At 55.6% G+C, this 23,651-nt stretch carries 20 protein-coding genes and 1 tRNA gene; 16 read left to right on the top strand and 5 right to left on the bottom strand.

Annotation, left to right across the window (positions count from 1 at the left end):
* The first annotated feature begins 18 nt into the window (after positions 1-18).
* The 10 genes from HMPREF0574_RS08755 (at position 19) to thrB (ending at position 9,275) form a co-directional block, all read left to right on the top strand.
* A complete protein-coding gene (locus tag HMPREF0574_RS08755) occupies positions 19-843 on the top strand; it encodes a M23 family metallopeptidase (RefSeq protein WP_004008390.1) in 825 nt (274 codons plus the stop codon).
* Between the two features lie 8 nt (positions 844-851).
* Positions 852-1,802 carry a glycerophosphodiester phosphodiesterase family protein gene (locus tag HMPREF0574_RS08750; RefSeq protein ID WP_081439170.1) on the top strand — a complete coding sequence of 317 codons (951 nt, stop codon included), beginning with the start codon at positions 852-854 and terminating at the stop codon, positions 1,800-1,802.
* A 157-nt stretch (positions 1,803-1,959) separates the two neighbouring features.
* Positions 1,960-2,349 (top strand): hypothetical protein, encoded by a 390-nt coding sequence (locus HMPREF0574_RS08745; RefSeq protein WP_004008388.1) that lies wholly within the window; start codon positions 1,960-1,962, stop codon positions 2,347-2,349.
* 68 nt (positions 2,350-2,417) lie between these two features.
* Positions 2,418-3,674, top strand: a complete 1,257-nt coding sequence (locus HMPREF0574_RS08740) for an Nramp family divalent metal transporter (protein WP_004008387.1) — start codon at positions 2,418-2,420, stop codon at positions 3,672-3,674.
* A gap of 51 nt (positions 3,675-3,725) precedes the next feature.
* Positions 3,726-3,798: transfer RNA gene (locus HMPREF0574_RS08735), tRNA-Arg, on the top strand.
* A 106-nt stretch (positions 3,799-3,904) separates the two neighbouring features.
* Positions 3,905-5,584, top strand: a complete 1,680-nt coding sequence (argS, locus tag HMPREF0574_RS08730) for an arginine--tRNA ligase (RefSeq protein WP_004008386.1) — start codon at positions 3,905-3,907, stop codon at positions 5,582-5,584.
* Positions 5,585-5,740 carry a hypothetical protein gene (locus tag HMPREF0574_RS09690; protein ID WP_004008385.1) on the top strand — a complete coding sequence of 52 codons (156 nt, stop codon included), beginning with the start codon at positions 5,585-5,587 and terminating at the stop codon, positions 5,738-5,740. It begins immediately after the preceding gene.
* Between the two features lie 24 nt (positions 5,741-5,764).
* Positions 5,765-7,069, top strand: a complete 1,305-nt coding sequence (locus HMPREF0574_RS08725; protein ID WP_004008384.1) for a homoserine dehydrogenase — start codon at positions 5,765-5,767, stop codon at positions 7,067-7,069.
* Between the two features lie 89 nt (positions 7,070-7,158).
* A complete protein-coding gene (gene thrC, locus HMPREF0574_RS08720; RefSeq protein WP_004008383.1) occupies positions 7,159-8,298 on the top strand; it encodes a threonine synthase in 1,140 nt (379 codons plus the stop codon).
* Between the two features lie 71 nt (positions 8,299-8,369).
* On the top strand, positions 8,370-9,275 hold the full coding sequence (thrB, locus tag HMPREF0574_RS08715) for a homoserine kinase (RefSeq protein WP_004008382.1): 906 nt from the start codon (positions 8,370-8,372) through the stop codon (positions 9,273-9,275).
* Positions 9,276-9,401: 126 nt separating this feature from the next.
* Here the strand turns inward: thrB and HMPREF0574_RS08710 are convergent, their stop codons facing one another.
* From HMPREF0574_RS08710 to HMPREF0574_RS08690, 5 genes are all read right to left on the bottom strand, one after another.
* On the bottom strand, positions 9,402-10,022 hold the full coding sequence (locus HMPREF0574_RS08710; protein WP_211574641.1) for a CBS and ACT domain-containing protein: 621 nt from the start codon (positions 10,020-10,022) through the stop codon (positions 9,402-9,404).
* A 20-nt stretch (positions 10,023-10,042) separates the two neighbouring features.
* Positions 10,043-10,747 carry an ABC transporter ATP-binding protein gene (locus HMPREF0574_RS08705; RefSeq protein WP_004008380.1) on the bottom strand — a complete coding sequence of 235 codons (705 nt, stop codon included), beginning with the start codon at positions 10,745-10,747 and terminating at the stop codon, positions 10,043-10,045.
* Complete coding sequence (locus HMPREF0574_RS08700; RefSeq protein WP_004008379.1) at positions 10,740-12,590, bottom strand: branched-chain amino acid ABC transporter ATP-binding protein/permease; 1,851 nt, start codon at positions 12,588-12,590, stop codon at positions 10,740-10,742. The genes HMPREF0574_RS08705 and HMPREF0574_RS08700 overlap by 8 nt, the downstream gene beginning before the upstream one ends.
* 3 nt (positions 12,591-12,593) lie before the next feature.
* Positions 12,594-13,478, bottom strand: a complete 885-nt coding sequence (locus tag HMPREF0574_RS08695; RefSeq protein WP_004008378.1) for a branched-chain amino acid ABC transporter permease — start codon at positions 13,476-13,478, stop codon at positions 12,594-12,596.
* A gap of 94 nt (positions 13,479-13,572) precedes the next feature.
* The gene (locus HMPREF0574_RS08690; protein ID WP_036324993.1) at positions 13,573-14,763 is read right to left on the bottom strand and encodes an ABC transporter substrate-binding protein; all 1,191 of its coding nucleotides are present in this window, start codon (positions 14,761-14,763) and stop codon (positions 13,573-13,575) included.
* 377 nt (positions 14,764-15,140) lie between these two features.
* Between HMPREF0574_RS08690 and rho the strand changes: the two genes are divergently transcribed.
* The 6 genes from rho to folE all read left to right on the top strand — a co-directional run bounded on the left by rho (position 15,141) and on the right by folE (position 23,617).
* Positions 15,141-16,874, top strand: coding sequence for a transcription termination factor Rho (gene rho / locus HMPREF0574_RS08685; RefSeq protein WP_004008376.1), 1,734 nt, complete (start codon positions 15,141-15,143; stop codon positions 16,872-16,874).
* A 233-nt stretch (positions 16,875-17,107) separates the two neighbouring features.
* Positions 17,108-18,502, top strand: coding sequence for a C40 family peptidase (locus tag HMPREF0574_RS08680; RefSeq protein WP_236585937.1), 1,395 nt, complete (start codon positions 17,108-17,110; stop codon positions 18,500-18,502).
* Between the two features lie 18 nt (positions 18,503-18,520).
* On the top strand, positions 18,521-19,768 hold the full coding sequence (gene tilS, locus HMPREF0574_RS08675) for a tRNA lysidine(34) synthetase TilS (protein ID WP_004008374.1): 1,248 nt from the start codon (positions 18,521-18,523) through the stop codon (positions 19,766-19,768).
* Between the two features lie 103 nt (positions 19,769-19,871).
* On the top strand, positions 19,872-20,426 hold the full coding sequence (hpt, locus tag HMPREF0574_RS08670) for a hypoxanthine phosphoribosyltransferase (protein WP_004008373.1): 555 nt from the start codon (positions 19,872-19,874) through the stop codon (positions 20,424-20,426).
* A gap of 339 nt (positions 20,427-20,765) precedes the next feature.
* Entirely contained in the window at positions 20,766-23,045 is a 2,280-nt protein-coding gene (gene ftsH / locus HMPREF0574_RS08665) for an ATP-dependent zinc metalloprotease FtsH (protein ID WP_004008372.1), read from the top strand.
* Positions 23,042-23,617, top strand: a complete 576-nt coding sequence (folE, locus tag HMPREF0574_RS08660; protein ID WP_004008371.1) for a GTP cyclohydrolase I FolE — start codon at positions 23,042-23,044, stop codon at positions 23,615-23,617. Before ftsH ends, folE begins: the two co-directional genes overlap by 4 nt.
* Positions 23,618-23,651: the final 34 nt, after the last annotated feature.

Here is a 23,651-nt window from a genome sequence, read left to right as displayed (position 1 = left end):
AAAGTCGGAAGGTGACCCTTGGAAACCGAAAGGCCTCGCACCCGTCGGGAAGCACGTGAACTGCGTAATCGTACTCAGTCCGCGCGTATCAGTAAAGAAGCACAAATTTTTAACGCCCCGCGCTTGGTATTGCTGGGCGTAGTTTCGGCTATTACCGTGGTAGCTCCGCTATCTGGGATGGTTTCCCCCAATTTGTCCATCGCCTCGCCGAATTTTGAATTCAGCACCAATCAGACTTTGCTCTCCGTCGTAGCGAAAGCTAGTGGCGCTACTGATTATGACTCCGACTTAAACGCGGTCCCCGCCAGCTCGCGTTCTCGAGTGGTGGAAGCCTCCGCACTGGGACAGTGCGCGGCGCAGGGATCGGCGAACGGTGATGCTTCTGCCGCTCCGGAAGAAAAGCTTTTGCTGTGGCCGTTATCGGCGGGAAGCTATACGTTCACTTCCCCCTGGGGAATGCGAGTCAACCCGGTGACCGGGACGAGGTTGTTGCATGAGGGCGTTGACTTGTCGGCACCCACCGGCACGAATATCTATGCGGTAGCTGACGGAATTGTGATGGATGCAGGAATGCAGGGTTCCACTGGTGTAATTACCATCAAGCATGTTCAGGACGGAGAAGTGTACTATTCCCGTTATTTGCATATGTATAGCAATGGTATTTACGTGCACCAGGGCGACGAGGTTAAAGCTGGAGATGTCATCGCCGGGGTAGGTTCGACCGGACGCTCTACTGGACCGCACTTGCACTTTGAAATTCGTAACGCCGACAAGGAATCCGTCGAACCTATGGGCTGGATGAAGCGTCATGGCGCTAGGTTCATCAACCAGATTTGTTCCTAGAAGCACGCTTGATTTTGCGACCCGCAGCTGTCTTCCCCGTTTCACGCCGTCGACCCGTACTCTTGGCTCACCGCGGATCGGCAGTTTCTGCTAGCGCAGCTTTAGGGTGTCCGGTTCCGGAAAATTCACGAGCTGCCTTTGATTGGGCTGTTTCTTGCAGCGCGGTTTCCGGGTTGGAAACTGATATTCACGCCACTACCGACGGGGTTCCCGTTATTAGTCACGACCCGCTGTGGCACGCGGCGGACGGGGAAATCGCTATTGCCGAAGTTTCGTGGGCGGAGCTGTGCCGGCGTCAGCTGCCTAACGGCGAGCAGCCTTTCAGCCTGGAAGAATTCCTGGATCGATACCCCAACATTTACTTGAACATTGATGCTAAAACCGACGCGGTCGTGCCCGGTGCACTCCGCGTCTTACAGGGGCGTCAGGATTTGGGGCGTCTCGCTCTAGCGTCCTTTTCTGCCCGGCGTGTTTGGAAAATGGCTCGATACCTGGGACCGGGGTGCGGATATTTGCCGGGAGCGCGGGATATTGCGCGACTTTTAGGGGGAGCCGCGGCTGGCTTGGTCCGACCCGTCCACCCGAAGATTCGCGGTATAGAAATTCCCTGGGAAACAATCTTTTCCTCGGAAGGGGAAAGCGGGGCAGCGCGGCGGCTCGAATCTGACACCCGTCGCGTAGTGTCGGGGTTGGCGGAGAAACGCTATTTAGAACGCCTTTACCGCTTCGGCATAGTCCCGCGCCTCTGCAGAGATTTTCACTGCGCGTTGGCGGTACCCGAAAGCGTTCCGGGGATGAGAATCGTGACCCCGCGGTTCGTGGCAGCAGCGCACGCTCTGGGCTGTCCCGTGTATGTGTGGACCGTGAATGATCTTGCCTCGTATCGACGCCTAGTTTCCCTTGGCGTTGATGGGATTTACACCGATATTGTTAGTACATTAGCCCAAAACGGGCATTGAGGAAGCTTCCTGCCAGCCGGCAAAAATTGTTGCAATATCAAGGGATACTTAATGAATTCTGAAATAAATATCGGAGAAAGCTAAAAATTACCTTGGAGCTGGAGAAAGTTACTGGTAGATTACTGATGTCAGCGGAATTCCAGAGAAAGGTTAGGCAATGGAACAGCAGCGCTCGGCAGTTCGTTTAGCCGCCGTGGTCGCTAAGCAGCGCCAAAGCAGTGATGCTCTGCAAGGTGCCCAGACCGTTGTCGATGAACACACTCAGTGGGTGTTGTCCCATCTTTCTAGTGGTGATCGCGACCTGATTAAATCCGTCACTGGCGAAGTCATTGAACCCGGTGCTGATTCCGCCTCTCTGTTTGCTTTAACCTTGGCTGAATCGCGAATTAATCAGGCTTCTGCCACAACTGCGCATTCCCAAAATCAACAGCTTCTGATGCGTCGTCCGCAACCTCTGAGCCAGCATGATCGGATTGCTACTTTCACCTCCATGCGTGCCATGCTGGGCAATGGCTCGGTGGGGCGAGCCTTGGATACCGAAGCCTAGCTCTCTCGTGTTCCCCGTGTTTCGTGTTGGGGATTTCGTGATTTGAGAGTTTTACGTAGGGTGTAGTCATGACGCATTTCCACGACAATCCAAAAACTTCTCAAAAGTCTCTGGTTGCCTTGATGGGACCGGCTTTCGTGGCCGCCGTCGCCTACGTGGATCCAGGCAACGTAGCCGCCAACATTACTGCCGGAGCACGCTATGGATACACACTGGTGTGGGTGCTGGTACTGGCTAACTTGATGGCCATGCTGGTGCAATATGAGAGTGCGAAATTTGGCATAGTAACCGGTCGGTCTCTCCCGCAGGTCCTCGGTGACCGTTTACGACGACCGGGGCGGATTGCCTTTTGGATTCAAGCTGAAATCGTGGCTGGTGCCACCGATTTGGCGGAAGTCATTGGTGGGGCTATTGCGCTTAACCTGTTGTTCGGGACCCCGTTGCTGGTAGGCGGATTGATAATCGGCGTGGTGTCTTTGGGGATGCTGTTTTTACAAAATACGTCCGGTCAGATTGTGTTTGAGCGGGTCATTATAGCTCTGCTCCTGGTCATTACTCTGGGATTCGTGGGAGGACTGGTGGTGGCTCCCCCCTCCTGGCAGGCTGCCGTAGCGGGACTGCGACCGACATTCCCCAATGCAGAATCAGTATTGGTAGCTGCCTCGATGCTGGGAGCCACGGTGATGCCCCACGCGATTTATCTGCATTCCTCATTGACCAAAGATCGTCACGGCTCAGAGCATCCGGATGATCAGAAGCGCAGGCTCATCCGGGCGACAAAACTGGATGTGTTCTGGGCGCTGCTGGTGGCTGGTTCGGTCAACATTGCCCTGGTGCTGCTGGCTGCCGCTGCATTGCGCGGTCCCGGAACCGGTCAGACAGACACCGACACTATCGAGGGTGCTTATCACGTCATAGCTATCGCCCTCGGCGGTGGGGTAGCAACGGTATTTGCGGTAGGGTTGCTGGCTTCAGGATTAGCTTCTACCTCGGTGGGGGCATATGCCGGGGCGGAAATTATGTCAGGTTTGCTCCACGTTCGCGTTCCATTACTGGCGCGGCGCGTGGTGACTTTGATACCGGGATTAGCTATTTTGGCGCTCGGCTTTAATCCCACTTGGGCACTGGTACTCAGCCAAGCTCTGCTGTCTCTGGGAATTCCTTTCGCATTGCTACCCCTGGTCATCTATACGTCAAAAAAGACCATCATGGGATCCTTTGCTGATCCCAAATGGTTGCTGGCTATTAACATCGTGGTCGCTGCCTTAATCGTCGCCCTGAACCTGGGGCTTTTGGTGCTGTTAATGTTGGGTATGGGGGGCTAAAATTTACCTTCTGGAAACAAAGCGGTAAACTGTTGAAACTGATTGCAGTATGCCCCGGTAGCTCAGTGGATAGAGTGTTTGCCTCCGGAGCAAAAGGTCATGGGTTCGAATCCCATCCGGGGCGCTGAATCTGGGGTGACGCATGTGCAAAACCGTGGTATCTCGAACTTTCTATCCCCTCATGAATTGCTAATTTTGCTGTGCTAATGGCGAAACGTTAGGCTTGAGGGGTGACTCCAGAAGAATTAACTCAGCGCATAATTGCGCAACTTAGCACTGCGGCGGCGGAAAATAATATCGTTTTGGCAGACGGCGTCTTGGCCGAAAAAATGCGTGTGGAGCGACCCAAGAACCGCGACCACGGAGATTGGGCGACTAATATCGCCTTGCAGCTGGGCAAATCTGTAGGCAAGAACCCCCGAGAACTGGCGGAAATCTTTGCTTCTGCCATTGCCCAGATTGACGGGGTGTCCTCAGCAGAAGTCGCCGGTCCGGGGTTCATCAATATCCGTTTGGAGGCCGGGGCGGCTGGTGCTTTGGTGGCTGACATCCTCGCCTCCGGTAACGATTACGGGCACGGTGAAGGTCTCAAAGGGGTTCATATCAACCTGGAATATGTTTCCGCTAACCCGACTGGACCGCTGCACATTGGCGGCGCGCGCTGGGCAGCAGTAGGGGATTCCTTAGCTCGCTTGTACAAATTCAGCGGGGCAAAAGTCACTCGTGAGTATTACTTTAATGACCACGGCAGCCAGATTGACCGCTTTGCCATTTCCCTGCTGGCAGCGGCTCGCGGTCAGGAAACCCCCGAAGACGGATACGGCGGGCAATACATCGCTGACATTGCTGCCAAGGTTCAAGCTGAAGCTAAAGCAGCGGGGGATCCAGACCCGGCGACCCTTGACGATGAAGCCGCCCAGGAATACTTCCGATCTCACGGCGTTGAGTTGATGTTCGACGAGATTAAAGAATCGCTGCGTGGCTTCCGCACCGAGTTCGATGTGTTCTTTCACGAGAATTCCCTTTATGAGACCGGGGCGGTCACCAAGGCATTGGATTACTTACGCGAACGTGGCGAGGTCATCGAAAAGGACGGCGCAACTTGGCTGCTGACGACCAAACACGGAGATGACAAAGACCGCGTGGTTATCAAGTCCGACGGCAACGCCTCTTATTTCGCCTCCGACGTGGCCTACTATCAGGATAAGCGTCGCCGCGGAGCGGATCGCGCCGTATTCCTGCTCGGCGCCGATCATCATGGCTATGTCGGGCGCATGATGGCAATGTGTGCTGCTTACGGTGATAAGCCCGGCGTGAACATGCAGATTATCATCGGACAGCTGGTGAACCTGTTTAAGGACGGTGAACCGGTGCGTATGAGTAAGCGTGCGGGAGACATCGTGACCCTGGAGGACTTCGTCGAAGCAGTCGGCGTTGATGCGGCTCGTTACGCTTTGGTGCGTTCCTCGATGGACACCCAGTTGGCTATCGACCTTGATGTGCTAGCTTCACATACCAACGAAAATCCGGTTTACTATGTCCAATATGCACATGCCCGCACCTCGAATGTGGCAAAGAACGCTGCTGCACATGGGGTTTCTTGTGCTGATGGCTTCGCGCCAGAGGAACTCCGAGACCCGGCAGACGCGGCACTTATCGGCGTCTTGGCACAATTCCCCTCCGTCGTGGCGACCGCTGCAGCTGAAAATGCCACGCATCTGGTGCCGCGGTACTTGGAAAACCTATCGGGGGCATACCACACTTGGTACGGTAAGCGCCGTGTTACACCCGCTGGTGATGAACCGGTGACTGCCGAACATGCAGCGCTGCTGGCGCTGAACAATGCTGTTGGTCAAGTCCTGCGCAACGGCTTGGATTTGTTGGGTGTGACCGCCCCCGAACGGATGTGAGTGGCACCGTTTTTCTCGACCCAGCTGCGCCACGTCAGGAAGGAACTCACGGTGGATTTGGCGGCTGTTAATCCAGCACGGTTACACCTGGCTCCTCTTGACCTGCACTACCGCAAGTTTTTAGACGACCACCCTGCTGATACAGTGAAGGGGTAAAGGAACGCCGAGAGGGAGATAACGATGGCGCAAAAACAAGACGTCAAAATTGGGTTGCTGGGTGCGGGTACGGTGGGGCTGCAGGTTGCGCGCATCTTGCACGACCAACAGCAGGAACTTGCGGCACGAGCGGGAGCGAACCTCGTGCTCAGCGCAGTGGCAGTGCGGGACACTAGCAAGGTTCGGGAGGGGCTGGACCAGAGTCTGTTGACCACCGATATTGACGCAGTTATCAACTCCGCAGACCTGGTCATCGAACTGATGGGAGGTCTGGAACCAGCGCGTAGTGCCATGTTGAAAGCCTTAGAAGCTGGTAAAACCGTGGTGACCGGCAACAAGGCAGTGCTCGCGCAGTACGGTCCGGAGCTTTATGAGACCGCTGCTCGCACCGACGCGAATTTGTATTTTGAAGCCGCGGTGGCGGGGGCGGTTCCGGTGGTTTATGGGCTGCGGGAATCCCTGACGGGGGATCGCATCAACAAAGTTTTAGGTATCGTCAACGGCACCACCAACTACATCCTTGATCAGATGACAACCCATGGCTGGTCATATGAACAGGCCCTGCATCAGGCTCAAGAGCTTGGCTATGCCGAGGCGGATCCCAGCGCGGACGTGGGCGGTCGTGATGCGGCAGCCAAGTGCGCCATCCTGGCGTCCCTCGCTTTCCACACCCGGGTGAATCTGGAAGATGTCCCCGTGAAAGGGATTACCGAGGTCAGTGCGCAAGACATTAAACAGGCTACAGAATCCGGCTACGCGGTGAAACTGCTGGCTCGCGCCGAAAGGGTCATCGTGGAGGGAGAGGAACAAATCGCCCTCGGGGTGGAGCCGACCCTGGTTCCCCAGAGCCACCCCCTAGCGAGTATCACTGGACCCTACAACGCCATAGTTTTAGAAACCGAGTTTGCCGGTCGGCTCATGTTCTACGGGGCGGGCGCGGGTGGTGCTCCCACTGCCTCCGCGGTATTGTCCGACGTGGTGGCAGGCGCTAATCACCTGGTCTCAGGAGGGCACGCTCCCCGCGAAAGTGTGTACGCAGCCTTGCCAATCTGTGAACCGGGACGGGTAGAAACCCGCCGTCAGGTTCGTTTGGAGGTCGCCGACCGGATTGAGATGATGGCAGAGATTGCAAAAATTTATGCTGCGGGCGGAGTCTCCATCGCGTCTTTGACTCAGTCTCCGACCGAGACGGTTCCCGACGAAGCGACGTTAGTCATTTCGACCCACCGGGCACAGAATTCTCAGCATGATGGAATTACTGCCGCTTTGGCGAAATCACCAATAGTGCATAAAATCGCCTCAGAAATGTCCATCGAGCAAGACCAATAGTAGCCTCGAGAATTTTCGTGCCTAAACCGGCACCGTCGAGGGCAAAAACTGTTGAAGTTATCGAAACCACGATTAAGGAGCAACCAAACATGGCACAGATGTGGAGCGGTCTGCTGGAAGAATACCGGAATCGACTTCCCCTGGAACCAAGCGACCCCGTCGTGACTCTGTTTGAGGGCAATACTCCCTTGATTCGGGCGCGCCGGGTGGAACAACGCATCGGTGCCCTGAGCGATAAAGCTGGTGTAGACACCACTGGTACCGAAGTTTATGTGAAATTTGAGGGCGCTAATCCCACCGGTTCGTTCAAAGACCGGGGCATGACCATGGCCATGACAAAGGTGAAAGCAGCTGGTACACAGATGGTCGCTTGCGCTTCCACCGGCAACACCTCCGCATCTGCGGCGGCGTACTCGGTCGCGGCAGGAGTAGGATGCGCAGTCATTTTGCCTGCCGGAAAGATTGCCCTAGGTAAGCTGGCGCAGGCGGTGATGCACGGAGCCAAGCTGATTGCCGTGGATGGAAACTTTGACGACTGCTTGCGAATCACCAGGGAGCTGACGGAAAAGTACCCGGTGGATTTGGTCAATTCGATAAATCCTTACCGTTTGCAAGGACAAAAAACTGCCGCTTTTGAAATCTGCGATGCCTTGGGTGATGCCCCGGATATTCACTGTCTGCCAGTGGGCAACGCCGGAAATATCAGCGCCTATTGGATGGGATATAACGAGTATTTCGGACGGAAAGTGGCATCCTCAATCGAGGATTCCGCCCAGAAACTGAAACCGCAAACCACCAAGCTGCCGCAAATGTGGGGGATTCAAGCCAACGGAGCCGCGCCTTTCGTGGCGGAACACCCCATTGAGAATCCGGAAACTATCGCCACCGCGATACGAATTGGCAACCCAGCGTCTTGGGACTACGCCACCGCAGCGCGCGACGACTCCGGAGGCTTGATTACCGCCGTCAGCGATGCCGCCATTATGCAAGCGCAGTCCATTATCGCCGCGGAAGTCGGCGTGTTTTGTGAGCCTGCCAGCGCTGCCCCGGTAGCGGGCCTGTTGGCATTAGCTGAGCAGGGCAAAGTGCCTGGTGGGGTTCGCATTGTTTGCACTCTTACCGGCAACGGCTTGAAAGATACTGCCACCGCGATGGAAGCTAAAGGTAACATGACTCCGCCCGTAATTGCGCCTAGCCTGCAGGCAGCAGTGCGGGAACTCGGTCTGTAATACCACCGTCCTTGCCCGGTCAGTGTCGTGCCCCAGACCCAGCGCAAAACCATCGAACCTAAGGAATTGCCATGAATTTTGTGCGTGACGAAGTAACGGTCAGCGTGCCTGCCTCCTCGGCTAATCTGGGACCGGGATTTGATGCTTTAGGAATTGCCCTCGAACTGCGCGATGAAGTTAGGGTGCGAGCCACGACCGGGGCGACCCACGTCACCGTGGAAGGAGAAGGCGCCGGCAAAGTTCCCGAGGATGACACCAATATGGTGGTGCAGGCGCTGCGAGCTGGTCTGGAATCTGTGGGGGCTTCCCAAATCGGGATTGAAATGCATTGCGTGAATCGGGTCCCGCACGGTCGCGGTCTGGGTTCGTCCTCCGCAGCGCTAGTTTCCGGTCTGGCAGCTGCCGGAGCGTTGCTGGAGCCGGGAGCCTTGGACACCGAGGCGATTTTTCAGCTCGCCGTCCAGATGGAAGGTCATCCTGACAATGCTGCTCCAGCGGTCTACGGGGGAGCCGTCGTGGGCTGGATGGAACCCAGTGCTGGTCAGGTCACGCCGCGAGCTTACGCGCAACAATTTGAAGTTTCCCCGCAAGTGCGTCTGACCGTGCTGATTCCAGAATTTGAACTAGCGACGTCGCAGGCTCGCGGGCTGCTGCCTGAATCAGTTCCGCATCGAGACGCGGCTTTTAACGCGGGGCGTGCCGCACTGCTGCCGTTAGCCTTGGCGCAACACCCCGAATTGCTGTTTTTTGCCACCGAGGATCGGCTGCACCAGGAATATCGACGTGAAGGGATGCCTCAATCCTTAGAGATGGTTGATCGGCTGCGCGCCGCCGGCACTCCTGCCGCCATTAGCGGTGCCGGACCAACGGTAATAGTTTTCGACCATCTGGATCCCGCCACGCGCCAAGACCTCGAACATTTGGGCTGGAAACCGCGAGAATTGCCGGTGGCGCCGCAGGGAATCATCGTCAGATAACCTCCCTGAAACCACTCATCTCGGTACTTCGACCGGGTACCGGCACCCCCGCACTTGTGAACCAGACCCTACCCCGCCAAGAAAGGCATTGACGGGGTAGGGAGGGATTTGGAGATGAACGAAGTTTTAGCGTCTGAGGACGTAACGCACCTGGAATCCGGCTTTCGTGAACGCATCTTCCAGATCGGCGGTATTCACGGTGTTTACGCCCAAAAGTACAAAAGAGCTGTCCATCCCGGTGCGGTACACCGCGATATGGGTAATGTTGGTCTCCAACTCCTCAGTGACCCCAGCCAGGCGGCTCATCACTCCTGGCTGGTCATCAGCCTCAATGACCAGGCGGGTTCCGGGCTCTCGCGCCCCGTTAATGTCGATAAACGCATCGAGGACGTCTGATTCGGTAATCACCCCCACGACCTTGCCCTCATCCAGGACCGGCAGAATCTCAACTTTAGTATCGCGCATGAGGATGGCGGCTTCCTCCAGCATGGCGTCGGGCGCGATGGTGGGAGGATTCTTTCGCATGATCTTATAGATTTTCAGTTTGGACAACAGGTAGGCCACTTCACCAAAAGACAGGGAAGTCGCGTCAGAGGGAAGAGCTCGGTTGAGGTCTAACTGTGACACTACGCCACACAGCTTGCCGTCACGCAATACCGGCAGTTTTGTGATGCCGTGTGTCTGCATCAGTTCGATAGCGTCCGGTACGGTGGCGCCGGAATCAATCGTGAAGGGGTTGGCTGTCATTCTCCATTTTACAAACACGGTTATCCTCCCAGGTAGGCATGTTTAACTTCGTCGCTAGCCAGCAGTTCTGCGGCGTCGCCTTGCAACACGATCTTGCCGGTCTCCATCACGTAGGCGCGCGAGGCAATCTGCAAAGCCATGTTGGCATTTTGCTCTACTAATAAAATCGTAGTTCCCATTTCTTTAATCTTGACGATGATGTCAAAAATTTCTTGGACAAACAGTGGAGCCAAGCCCATCGACGGCTCGTCCAACAGTAGGACGCGCGGTTTTGCCATCAGACCGCGCCCCATGGCGAGCATCTGCTGTTCGCCCCCGCTAAGCGTCCCCGCTAGCTGATTTTTCCGGTCAGCCAAGACCGGGAAACGGTCAAACACCATTTTTAAATCCGCGGCGGTACCGCTCCGGTCTTTGCGCATATAGGCACCCAAATCAAGGTTTTCCATCACGGTCATGGTGGGGAACACCCGGCGACCTTCCGGAACATGTACCAGACCGTGGCGTACCCGCGAGCGTGGGGAGGACTTGGTAATTTCCTCGCCGTCTAGCCAAATCGAGCCTTCTAAAGGGCGTTCCAGACCGGAGGCGGTGCGTAACGTGGTGGTTTTGCCGGCTCCGTTAGCGCCAATCAGGGTGACGATTTCGCCTTCTTCCACGCGCAGGGAAATACCTTTCAGAGCTTGGATGCCACCGAAAGAAACTTTGAGGTCTTTAATCTCAAACATTTCCTACCTCCTGCCCCAGATAGGCTTCGATAACCTTCGGATTGTTACGAACTTCCTGTGGTGTACCCGAAGCGATGACCACGCCGTGATCGAGCACGTAGAGACGCTCGCAGATGGTCATCACCAGTGACATATCGTGCTCAATGAGCAGGATGGTGAGGTGATAGCGCTGGCGCAGTTTTGCAATCAACGCCGTGAGCTGGGCAGTCTCAGCTGGATTCATCCCCGCCGCCGGTTCGTCCAACAACAGCAGTTGTGGGTTAGTCGCCAGGGCACGAGCAATCTCGAGGTGACGCTGTTCCCCGTAGGAGAGGTTTCGAGCATGTTCACCAGCTTTTTCAGCGAGGTTCATCATTTCTAGCAGCTGCAGAGATTCTTTGTGGACGCGTTGGCGCGACCGTGACCAGGACGGCAAATGTAAAAAGGACGCCAGGAGGGAATATTTTTCGCGCTGTTCCATAGCGAAAACCACGTTGTCCAGCACCGTCAGGTCCTTGAACAAGCGGATGTTTTGGAAGGTACGGGCGATGCCGCAGCGAGAAATCACAAAGGGCTTTTGACCGGCGATAGAGATCTCCCCACCCTTCGGGTCAGGGCGGAAAGTAACAGTGCCCGACGAGGGGGGATAAACTCCGGTCAGCAGGTTGAATACGGTGGTCTTGCCTGCCCCGTTGGGTCCAATCAGTCCAATTAGTTCTCCGGGCTGCAGATACATGTCAACGTCCGTGAGCGCAGCGAGACCGCCGAAGTGTCGCGTCAAACGGTGCACGTCCAAGATGGCATGAGCGCGTTGCGACGATTCTTCCTTCTCTTCCGAATTGGGCTCTAGGTGGGGTGTTTCTTTCTTCGCAGCAGAAGGGGCGGGCAGGGCGTTGCTACGTTTCGGTTCGCCCTCACCGGTAGGCTTACGCAACAACCGACCAAAAACCTTAAAGTTCAGTTCCTTGGTGCCCAACAGTCCTTGCGGGCGGAACACCATGAGGATGACCAAAACCAAGGCGTAGAGAATCATCCGAATCTCCGGGAAGGGCTGGAGCAGGGTGGAGACTACCGCCAGCAAGATTGCCGCAATTATCGAGCCGGTCAGTGAGCCCAAGCCACCCAAGACCACTATCACCAGGATGTTTATAGACATCATGAAGTTGAACAAATCCGGCTTGACAAAGAAAAAGTTCCCGATGTACAAACCGCCGCCGACAGCTCCAAAGAAGGAACCAACCACGAAAGCCAAGGTCTTAATTCTTGTAGAGTAAACCCCGATGGATTCAGCAGCAATTTCATCCTCGCGGATTGCGATACAGGAGTGCCCGTGACGGGAGTCTAGGAAGTTACGAATCAACACGATAGTTCCGGCAGTGAGGATAAAGAGAATGTTCCAGTCCGTGAACTGCAGCTGAATGAACAGCCCGGCAGCCCCTCCGGAAAACTCCAGATTTAGCAGCAGCACACGAATGATTTCCGCCATACCCAGAGTGGCGATAGCCAAGTAGTCGCCCTTTAGACGCAGTGTTGGCAGACCAATGAGGAAACCGATACTGGCGGCAAAGATTCCGCCGACGAACAATCCCCAGAAGAAACCGCCGTAGGTGGGAATTGCGGTGACAATGAGCCCGGTGGAATAGGCTCCCACCGCCATGAATCCCGCATGTCCCAGAGAGAATTGCCCGGTGAACCCGGTGACCAGGTTCAACGACACCGCCAGGATAATGTTCACGCAGATGGTGACCATAGTGTTAAAGATGTAAGAGTCGATGACTCCCACCGTGATGAGGGCGTAACCCAACCCCCAGAGGACCGCGAGTATGATGGCTTGCGCAATGATACTTTTTATTCCTGGTTTCATGGCTTAGACCTTCTCCTGTACGTTCTTGCCGAGGATGCCGGCGGGTTTAAAGATGAGCACGATGATCAGCACCAGGAACACCGCGGCGTCACGGAATGTGGACAGCCCCAGAGAATTCACGATTGTCTCTAATAAGCCGACCAAGTAGCCGCCAACTAACGCGCCTGGAATCAACCCGATGCCACCTAACACAGCTGCCACAAAGGCTTTCAAGCCCGGCATAATGCCCATTAGCGGGGTGATGGAAGTGTAATACAGCCCCCACAGCACCCCGGCGGCACCAGCCAAAGCGGAACCGAGAGCAAAAGTGAAGGAAATCGTGTTATCGACGCTGATACCCATGAGTTTGGCGGCGTCTTGATCCTGACTGACCGCGCGCATGGCTTTCCCAATGCGAGTTTTCTTAATGATGAACTGCAGGACAACCATCAAAATCACGGAAACCACCACGATGATGATTTGAATCATGGACAGGTTCACCCCACCGAAGTGGTAGCTAGCTCCGAGCCAACCGGTTTGGGCGGGATAGGCGCGCGCCTCGGCTCCGACAAAGTACATGGTTACGTACTCAATCAACAGAGACATACCAATGGCGGTAATCAGTACGGCAATCCGGGTCGAGTGGCGCAGCGGCTTGTATGCCAGACGCTCAATCAGCATCCCCAAGATTGCGCAGATAATCATTGCTGCCAGCAGGGATGTGAACGGGTCGAGGTGCAGCAGGACCATTCCCGCGAAACCGGCGTACGCCCCGACCATCAGGACGTCGCCGTGGGCGAAGTTAATGAGCTGAATGATGCCGTAGACCATGGTGTATCCCAATGCGATAAGCGCATAGATACTCCCCAGCGACAGGCCGTTAATCAGCTGTTGCAGTATCAAATCCATGAGGAACGTTCTTTCTTAAGGTCCGCTGGGCGAGAGCCCCAAATCCGGTGAGGAGTCGGGCAAACAGGGCACCTCGCCCGGCGGACATACCCGACTACTTCAGGGCGTAGGCCTCAGCGGAGTCCTGGACACCGTCCTTTAGGGAAACCACAACCGCCGTCTTAATCGGGTCATGGGTCTGGGGATCCATGTCGAAAGAACCGGTCACTCCAGCGAAGCCCTTGGCATGAGCCATCGCTTCGGCAATAGCTGGACCGTTCAGCTCTTTTGCTTCACCAATCGCCTGGGCTACGAAGTAAGCCGTGTCGTAGCCCAAGGCGTTGAATGAGGAAGGTTCCCCGCCGAACTTATCCTGGTAGGTCTTGATAAAGTTCTGGAGCTTAGTGTTGGAAGTATCTAGCGCTGAGTAGTGCGAAGTAAAGAAGACGTTGTTCAATGCCGAGGCGCCTGCCAGTTCCAGTAGGGTAGGGGAATCAAAGCCGTCGCCTCCCAGAATCTTGGCGTTGATACCCAGTTCGCGTGCCTGCTTGATGATGAGTCCGACTTCCTGGTAGTAGCCGGGGATATAGAGCACATCGAAATTCTTGCCCTTGATGTTGGTCAAGGTCGCCTTGAAATCGGTGTCGCCGGCCACGTAGCCTTCTTCGGCGACGACGGAACCACCAGATTTGGTGAAGTTTTCCTGAAAGTTCTTTGCCAGGCCTTTTGCATAGTCTGAAGAGGTGTCCCCCATGATGACTGCGGTCTTGGCGCCTAACTTTTCGGCGGCATATTTTGCCATCACACCGCCCTGATAGGAATCGGAGAAACAGGTGCGGAACGCGAATTCTTGGAGTTTGCCGCCGGTGACGGTCACATCATCCGCGGTGGCAGAACCGGAAATTACCGGAACTTTATTTTGGTTACCGGCGGGGATGACCGCTTTGAAAGAACCGGAGGTTGCCGGACCAATCATGGTCAGGACCTTGTCCTGGCTCATCAGTTTGGTGACCAAAGTGGTGGCTTCGGCTGGCTCTGACTTGGAATCGTATTTCACGATTTCAATCTTTTTGCCTTTGACGCCGCCCTTGGCGTTGATTTCAGCAAACGCCAGTTCGATGCCGTCCACATTTTGTTTACCGTAGGTGGCGACTGCGCCGGAAAGTTCGTAGTTAACACCGATTTTTATCGTGTCACCAGTAGCGGCGTTGCCCCCTGCCACGGGTCCAGAGCTGGGTGAGGTGCAGGCCGTCATGCCGGTCAAGGTGAGTGCTGAAATTGCAGCAGCCGCAATTATGCGTTTCATCAGAATGCCTTTCTTTGAAAAATGAAATCTTTCGGGTGAGATAGAGAATCCAAATCCGCAAAGCATTGAATGTTAAAATAAAACACAAAGCGGCGGAAACTACATCCCTAGTGCCCCGGAATTGCGTTGCTGCGGTAGCTTCCGATACTCGATAGACCATTGTGTGGTCCGGGTGATGACGGGGTCACGCTGACGAGGTTGATACTCGTTTTGTTGAAACCTTAGCGTGGAGGTATGATTTTATCAACACGGCTCAGCCGCGGGTCCGTAGAAATCTTCCGGACCAACCCCGATTCGTATTCTTGAGTCGGTCTGCTTGCGAACCTTCGTAATTTGGAACGTTGCGCGAGTTTTTACCCATTACCTTTGAGATAAGGATGCTTGTGAACGACAATCAACTGGCTGCTATGAAGCTTTCGGAACTGCGCGAACTGGCAAAGTCGCTAGAAATCAAAGGCATTTCGCAGGCTCGGAAACCGCAACTCATTGAAGCGATTATTGAAAAACAGCAATCTGGAGGTTCTGCCGGTACCTCCGCACTTGCAGAGACTGCCGCGCCGGAACAGACTCGTGTCGCTGAACATGACGGCGAGAAGGATGCTGCCATCTCCGCGAGCCAGGCACGTGCGGCGCGTCGTCATCGTCGGGCTTCTGCTCCGGCAGGAGAACCCGCCGTGGATGAAACTTCTGAAAAAGCTGCCACTCTTGACGTAAAGGCTGCGTTGGAACGTGATTTGGGAGCCACTCCCACGCGTCAACGCCGTAACCACGATGATGTCGATTCAGTCACCGAAAACAATCCTCAACTAGAGGCGGTAGCTCAGGGAGCTAGCGTGCGCCGTGAACAAACTCAAGAAGAGCGCAGCGAACACTATGATCGTCGTAATCGCAACGATCGTCGTGGTCGGAACCGTAACCGCAATCGCGGGCGCGATCGGGATGACAACGACAATACCAACAGCAGCGACGAGATTAGCCCTGAAGAATTGCTGCCCATTGCCGGTATCTTGGAAGTGAAAGAGAATCACGCCTTCGTGCGAACCTCCGGGTATCTGCCCGGTCCCAACGATGTTTACGTGACTTTGGGACAGGTGCGCCGGTGGGGGCTGCGTTCTGGCGACGCGATAGTGGGAGCCGTGCGCAAGCCTCGTGAAGGTGAAGAACGTCGCGTCAAGCACAACGCTTTGGTGCACCTGGAGTCCATTAACGGTCAGAGTCTCGAGGAAGCCTCGCAACGAATCGAGTTTTCCAAGCTCACCCCGCTGTATCCCGATGAGCAGTTACGTTTGGAAACGTCTTCGAAGGTGCTGGCTCCGCGGATTATTGACTTGATGGCTCCTATCGGGAAGGGGCAGCGCGGTTTGATTGTGTCCCCGCCAAAAGCTGGCAAGACCATCATCTTGCAACAGATTGCTAACGCGATTTCCATCAACAACCCTGAAGTTCACATCATGGTGGTCCTGGTGGACGAACGTCCGGAGGAAGTTACCGATATGCAACGCACGGTCAAGGGCGAGGTTATTGCCTCGACTTTCGACCGTCCGGCTTCGGAGCACACCACCGTGGCAGAACTCGCCATTGAGCGGGCTAAGCGCCTGGTGGAGTTGGGGGGCGATGTCGTGGTACTGCTGGATTCCATCACCCGTTTGGGGCGTGCTTATAATCTGGCTGCCCCGGCTTCGGGTCGGATTCTCTCCGGCGGTGTGGACGCGTCGGCGCTGTATCCGCCCAAGCGTTTCTTTGGGGCTGCCCGCAATGTTGAAAACGGCGGTTCCTTGACGATTATTGCTACAGCCTTGGTCGAAACCGGCTCCAAGATGGACGAAGTTATCTTTGAGGAATTCAAAGGTACCGGCAATATGGAGCTGCGTTTGTCTCGTGAACTGGCTGAAAAGCGTCTGTATCCGGCAGTGGATGTCAATGCTTCGGGCACTCGTCACGAAGAGGTGCTGTTCACGAAGGAGGAGCTGAGCGTGCTGTGGCGGTTGCGTCGTGTGCTGGCGTCTCTGGAACTGGAACAGGCCGCGGGAGTGGTACTCCAGAAGCTGAAGGATACCCAGAACAATGCCGAGTTCCTGATGGCAGTCGCCAAGACGACTCCCACGGAATAATTCTTTTATTTTTCACAAGGTTCCCCTCTTGCGTTTGTGCGGGAGGGGAACCTTTTTTGGTTGGGTAGTTGATAAAAACAGCGGCAATCGTGCGTACAAATGTTACTACTGTTACTAAAGTGAATCCTGAGATTATTGTAAAATTCAGTGAATTTTGTTTAGAATAGTTAAATCTGATGTAAACTGCCGATGGATGTGGCTAGGGTTAAAGAAGCTGTTAAGGGAGGCAGACTTTGAGTAACGCAGACCATTTTGGACCATGGCGGCGTCGCTTGGCGGTAGTGAGTGTAGCTGCGGCTATGACTCTGGGGATGGGAACAATTCCCCTGGCGGTGGGAGCCCCCAGCGCCAAATCTGACCGTATCGCCCAACTGGAAAGCGCTATCGCCCGCAACCGTGTGAAAGTCGATGCAGCCCAGTTACACTATGCCCAAACGGCAGAGGATTTCGCCGAGGCTACGGATGCGCTGAATGCTGCTACTTCCGAGGCAAGCGAAAGCGCGAAAAAAGCCCAGGCAGCAAAACGAGACGCCGATGCAGCGAAAGCGAAATTGGGTCGTCTTGCCGTGGCGATGTATCGCCAAAACGGCAATGGATTGTCGGATTTTGCAGCGATTACTGAATCAGATGCCTTCCGTAAAGCCGCTTTGAAAGAAGCTGCCACTGACGCTCTAGGCAATCAGGCGGACAGCCAAACTCAGGGATTGATGGCGTTGCAAAATGTCGCTGAGGTCTTGCGTGACAAGGCCGATCGCGCTGCCAAAGCCAAGAAAGATGCCGCTGTTAGCTTGGCTACTACCGAGAAAACTGCCCGTAACCAGGCCCAAGATGCTCTGGATGACCTCAAGAAACTGGAAACCCAACGGGAAAAAATCATCGTGGAGCTCGCGCGGGAACGCGACGTGACGATCGCGGAAGAAAAAGCCCGTCAGGAAAAAGTCGAGCAGGAACGCCAAGCTGCCTTAGCGGTCGCGGCGCAGCGCAAACGTCAAGAACAAGAAGCCTTGGCAGCTCAGCAAGCTGCTGCCCGAGCAGCTCAACAAGCGGCCGAGCAAAAAGCCCGTGAACAGGCAGCGAAAGCGGAAGCTGACCGCCAGGCGCGGCAGCGCACGGCTGCGCCGGCAGCACCGGCAGCTCCGGCAACGCAACCTTCAAATCCGGCACCACCACCTGTTGCGGCTCCTCCGCAGCCAGCGCCACCGTCTCCTGCCGCCGCTCCGGCTCCGCGGGTCGTGAGCCCTCCCAGCCGGGCTGCCAGCGGAGGATACGGACCTGCCCTGTTGGAATGGGCCAAAACCAAGACTGGTCTCCCTTACGTTTGGGGTGGAACCGGACCGAATGGTTATGACTGCTCTGGACTGGTCTATGCGGGAATGAGAGAACTGGGTAAAGGCGTGCAACGTTCCGCGGCAGCCCAATACAACGCCTACGCCAATGTGCCCTTCAGCCAGAAACAGCCGGGAGATTTGGTGTTCTGGTCCAATAACGGGGCCGGCAGCGGGGTCTACCACGTAGCGATTTACTCTGGTGGCAATACCATCCTGATGGCGCCTAAGCCCGGTAGCTCCGTGGGCACTTTCAACTTCTATAATCAAAACAGGATTATGCCTTTCGTGGCGCGCCTCTAATATAGTAGAGTGCGCCCCATGAGTTCTCTGCCCCCATTTGTTAGCCCTGAGGGTGCCGAAACACGCCTGTGGGAGCGCGATGCCGGGGGAGCTTTGGGGGAAATCCAGCTCGCGGTGCGCCGGGTGCTGCAATCACTAGGTTCCCCTGACGATACTCTGCTGTGCCTGGCGCTTTCGGGTGGTCCTGATTCGCTGAGTTTAGCGGCGGCGCTGGTTCGCGTCGCCCTGCATCACCCGCATCCGTGGGACGTGAGTTGCTTCACGGTAGATCACGGCTGGCGACCTGAATCCGCCGCAGAATCACAAGCTGCCGTCCAGTGTGCCCGTGAGCTGGGGTTTTCTTCGGCGATGGTGTTGCGGGGCGAAAGCGGCGGGGGCGCAAACGGACCAGAGGGAGAGGCGCGCCTGTTGCGCTGGGGATTGTTGGCACGCGCCGCCGTCGCCGAGGCCAAAGCCCAGGGGAAGGACCACGCGGTTATTCTCACCGGACATACGCTGGATGACCAGGCAGAAACCGTCTTGTTACGTTTGGCGCGGGGATCTTCGTTACGTTCTATTGCGGCCATGAGAGAATTTGAGACCCTGGATTGCAAAACCGGTCTGCCCTTACGTTTTGCCTGGAGAGAGGCAGATTCCGGTGCTGTTGCCGCGGTGGATTTGAGCCTAGCGCGTCCGTTGCTGGGAATCCGGCGGGAACTCACCCAAGCCGCTTGTGAACAGGCCGGGCTCGTGGCTGTCAACGATCCGAGCAACCGAATGGAAGGTCCCGTGAAAACTGCCGCCGGCCAGCCGTTACCTCGTGCTGCTATCCGCGAGCAGGTCATGCCCGCGCTCGCGGCCGCGCTCGGACAAGACCCCGCTCCCGCACTGGCACGTCTGGCCGGTCAGGCCGCCGCGGACGACACCATACTGGGAATGCTCGCGGGAGAGGTCTTTTGGGAAGTGCTCAGCGATGAGCCCGGCGATTGGGAACCGGGGGACAGTGTGAAACTTGAACTCACAGTCATTGAGGGGTACAAATACCGCGACCTAATCCGCTATTCCGCCCCCGTCTTGCGGCGCGTGGTGCGTAAAGCAAGTTTACTAGCGGGGGCGAGGGTGGATTCCCTCACTGCAGCCCACCTGCGTGGCGTAGTGGACCTGATTCGTGACTGGCATGGACAAGGCCCGCTGACCCTGCCTGGAATTACGGTGACCCGGCGGGGAAACTTCCTGGAATTTAGTGCCAGCCAGAATCGCTCCGACTCAAAACAGCAACCAGAGTGAGCCAAATTCTGACGCATTTAGGCATTGCGGAGGGAAGGTCTAAAATGGACACAGTCCAGTGGAACACTTTTAGAATGGACCTGCGATTTGAGGGAGGCATGTGATGGACGCTGCAGACATGGGCGCAGACATGGAACGGGTCTTATTGACCGAGGAACAAATACAAAACAGGCTCACTCAAATGGCGGCGGTCATTGACAAAGACTACGAGGGTCACGAAATCCTGCTGGTGGGCGTGCTGCGTGGGGCGGTCATGGTGATGGCAGACTTAGCGCGGAAACTGCACTCGCCCATTCAGATGGACTGGATGGCAGTGTCTTCCTATGGCTCCGGGACGAAATCTTCCGGAGTGGTACGGATTTTGAAAGATTTGGACACAGACATCAAAGACCGCCACGTCCTGATTGTCGAGGACATTATTGATTCCGGTCTCACTCTGTCTTGGTTGGAGGCAAACCTGCGCACTCGCGGGTGTGCCTCGTTGAATATCGCGACGTTACTGCGTAAACCCGATGCTGCCAAAGCGGTGGTTAACCCGCGCTACGTCGGCTTCGATATTCCCAATGAATTCGTGGTTGGATACGGTCTGGATTATGCCGAGCACTATCGCAACTTGCCGTTCATCGGGCTGCTAGCGCCTCACGTTTACGAAAAGTAACGTTGCGGATACTTTGGGGAACCGCGTAGTCAGGATTTACGGTAATTCAGATCGCCGTGCTTCGTGTCTGCTCCCGGAGTGGCGCGGGTCGGGGCTGTAGAGCAGTCCAGAGTCTCTCGGTTCAGGGGGATTGGGTATATTTACGCGTATTTCTTTTGTTTTTTAAGAAAGTAAGTTCTCCTTTTGCGCCGATTTCTATCGCGTCTGCGAGTCAAGAACCAGACGCGATAGCAACTTTCAGGTGCTTCCCCTTTGACTGGTATAAAACTGCGGTAATGTAACCATTTTTGAGCTGTTTGGTAGGCTTAAGGGGTAGTACCGGATAACGGAAAAGTGAACATGGACAAGACAAATAAAACTCAAAAGAAAAAACAAATCTCCGGCGGCATCGCGGTCTTTGTAGTCATTGCCATCATTGTGGCTTTCATGGTTTTTTCTGCCCAAGGCGGTCCCAAGCGCATCACCACCGGCGAAGGGCTGACGCTGCTGCGGGGTAACACCGTCGAGAAAGTCGTGATTAACGATGGAACCCAAACCGTCAGTATGGAGTTGACCAAGTCCTACCAACGTCCGCGGGTTTACCTGCCGAAAGACGGTCCTTTCGGGTTGAAACCGAATGCTGACGCGGGCAAAAAAGTCTCTTTTTCTTATGTTCGCCCCCAAGCAGAAACTGTTGCGAACGCGGTCGCTGACGCGAAACCAAAGAAGGGCTTCGATTCTATCTATCCGGTGTCCTCCTGGTGGGAGTCCATGCTCACTTTGATGGTGCCGATGATTATCCTCTTTGTGGTATTTTTCTGGTTTGTTTCGCGCATGGGCGGGGGGATGGGTCCTCTCGGAATGGGTCGAGCCAAGCCTCGAACGTTCAACAAAGAAGACAAAACGAAAGTGACTTTTGCCGATGTGGCGGGGGTCAATGAAGCTGTAGAGGAATTGCAAGAAATCAAAGAGTTCCTGGCGGAGCCGGAAAAGTTTCACAAGCTCGGGGCGAAAATTCCCAAGGGAGTGCTGCTCTATGGTCCTCCCGGTACCGGTAAAACCCTGTTGGCGCGAGCTGTTGCGGGCGAAGCCGGGGTGCCGTTCTTTTCTATGAGCGGTTCAGAATTCGTCGAGATGTTTGTGGGGATGGGTGCCTCGCGAGTGCGAGATTTGTTCGAGCAAGCACGGGCAGCAGCTCCAGCCATCATTTTTGTAGACGAAATCGATGCGGTAGGGCGTCACCGCGGTACCGGTTTGGGCGGGGGTCACGATGAACGTGAACAGACCTTGAACCAACTGCTGGTAGAGATGGACGGATTTGATGAACGCACCAATGTCATCATGATTGCCGCCACAAACCGCGCTGACGTGCTCGATCCGGCGTTGCTGCGACCCGGTCGTTTTGACCGTCAAGTGGCAGTTGAAGCGCCAGATCTAAAGGGTCGCGAAGCGATTTTGGCGGTTCACGCCAAGAACAAGCCCTTGGACCCCGAGACTGACATGAAATCACTGGCTAAACGTTCCCCCGGTTTTACCGGCGCGGATTTGGCCAACGTGTTGAACGAAGCGGCTTTACTGGCGGCACGTCACAGTCGGGAAACCATCACAGCTCAGGATCTTGATGAAGCGGTAGACCGGGTCATTGCCGGACCTCAGAAGCATTCTCGAATCATGAACGACCACGACAAACTGGTCACTGCTTATCACGAGGGTGGTCACGCCTTGTGCGCCGCGGCCTCCAATTATTCCGACCCCGTGACGAAAGTGACGATTCTGCCGCGCGGACACGCCTTGGGCTACACCATGGTCATGCCCACCGAGGATCGCTATTCCGAGACCCGTAATCAGCTGTTGGACCAACTGGTTTACGCTATGGGCGGGCGAGTCGTGGAGGAAATCGTGTTCCAAGATCCCTCTACCGGGGCGTCTAACGACATTGAAAATGCCACCGCTATCGCCCGCAAGATGGTGACCCGCTGGGGCTTGTCGGCTGGTCTGGGAGCGGTTCGTTACGGCAGCTCTCACGACGAACCTTTTGTGGGCATGGATTACGGTAAAGCGCAAGAGTATTCCGATTCCACTGCCCATGCTATCGACGCGGAAGTACAGGATTTGATGGAAGCTGCCACGCGAGAAGCCTGGTCCATCATTACTGAAAACCGTGACATTTTGGATACGCTGGCACGCCGGTTGCTGGAGGAAGAAACTCTGGACGAAAAAGCCCTGGACGTCATCTTTAAAGATGTTAAGAAGGCACCGCGTCGTAAAGTCTGGCAGTCTTACGAAGGATTGACTGCTAATGACCGGGGACCCATTGAAATTCCAGAAGCTGTGAGGATTCGTAACGCCAAAGCCAACGACGAGTCCGGAGAAGGCTTCGCTTTGGACGGTGCCGACCGTCCCCTGGCGGATTCCGGTATCGGGGGGACCGTGCCTTTTGAGCAGGGAGAAGTGAACACTGCAGATAGCCCGACAGCCTCGGAACCAAACACCACGACCCCGGCTGATTTGGGTCTGCCGGTTCCTCCCGTGAGGAATGAACAAGAAGTGCGTATTCTTGATGACACCGACCCGCTGCCCTCGGTCGAAAAGAGTGGGGAACCTTTGCCGACATCACCCAGTGAGGAAGAAAAACAATGAACGCGAGCTACAACCCTGATGGGGTGACCCAGGCTGTACGGGATTTGTTGGTAGCAGTAGGAGAGGACCCCGACCGGGAGGGTTTACGTGACACGCCGGAGCGGATGGCTCGCTCTTTTGCGGAGATGCTGCAGGGATACCGAGAGGATCCGAAAAAGCATTTAGAGCGAATGTTCCCGGTGGAGCATAATGACCTGGTCTTGGTCAAAGACATACCCTTTAACTCCATGTGTGAACATCACCTGTTGCCGTTCGTTGGTCTGGCGCATGTGGGTTATATTCCGCAGGGGAAACGAGTTACTGGGTTGTCCAAGTTGGCACGGCTGGTAGACGGTTACGCCCATCGGTTGCAGGTGCAAGAACGTCTGACTCAACAGATTGCCGATGCGTTATGGGATGTGCTGCAGCCGCAGGGAGTCATTGTGGTGCTGCAGGCTGAACACATGTGCATGACAATTCGCGGAGTGAAAAAGCCGGGAGCGCGCACCACGACATCCGCGGTTCGCGGGGTGATGGAACAATCCAGCACGACGCGGGCTGAGGCGATGAGTCTGATTTTGTCCGCAGACTAGCGCACTGTGGATTATTGGTTCGGGATTTCCCGAA

The sequence above is a fragment of the Mobiluncus curtisii subsp. curtisii ATCC 35241 genome (genome assembly GCF_000146285.1).
Classification (GTDB): domain Bacteria; phylum Actinomycetota; class Actinomycetes; order Actinomycetales; family Actinomycetaceae; genus Mobiluncus; species Mobiluncus curtisii.
This window is presented reverse-complemented; position numbering and strand designations above follow the sequence as displayed.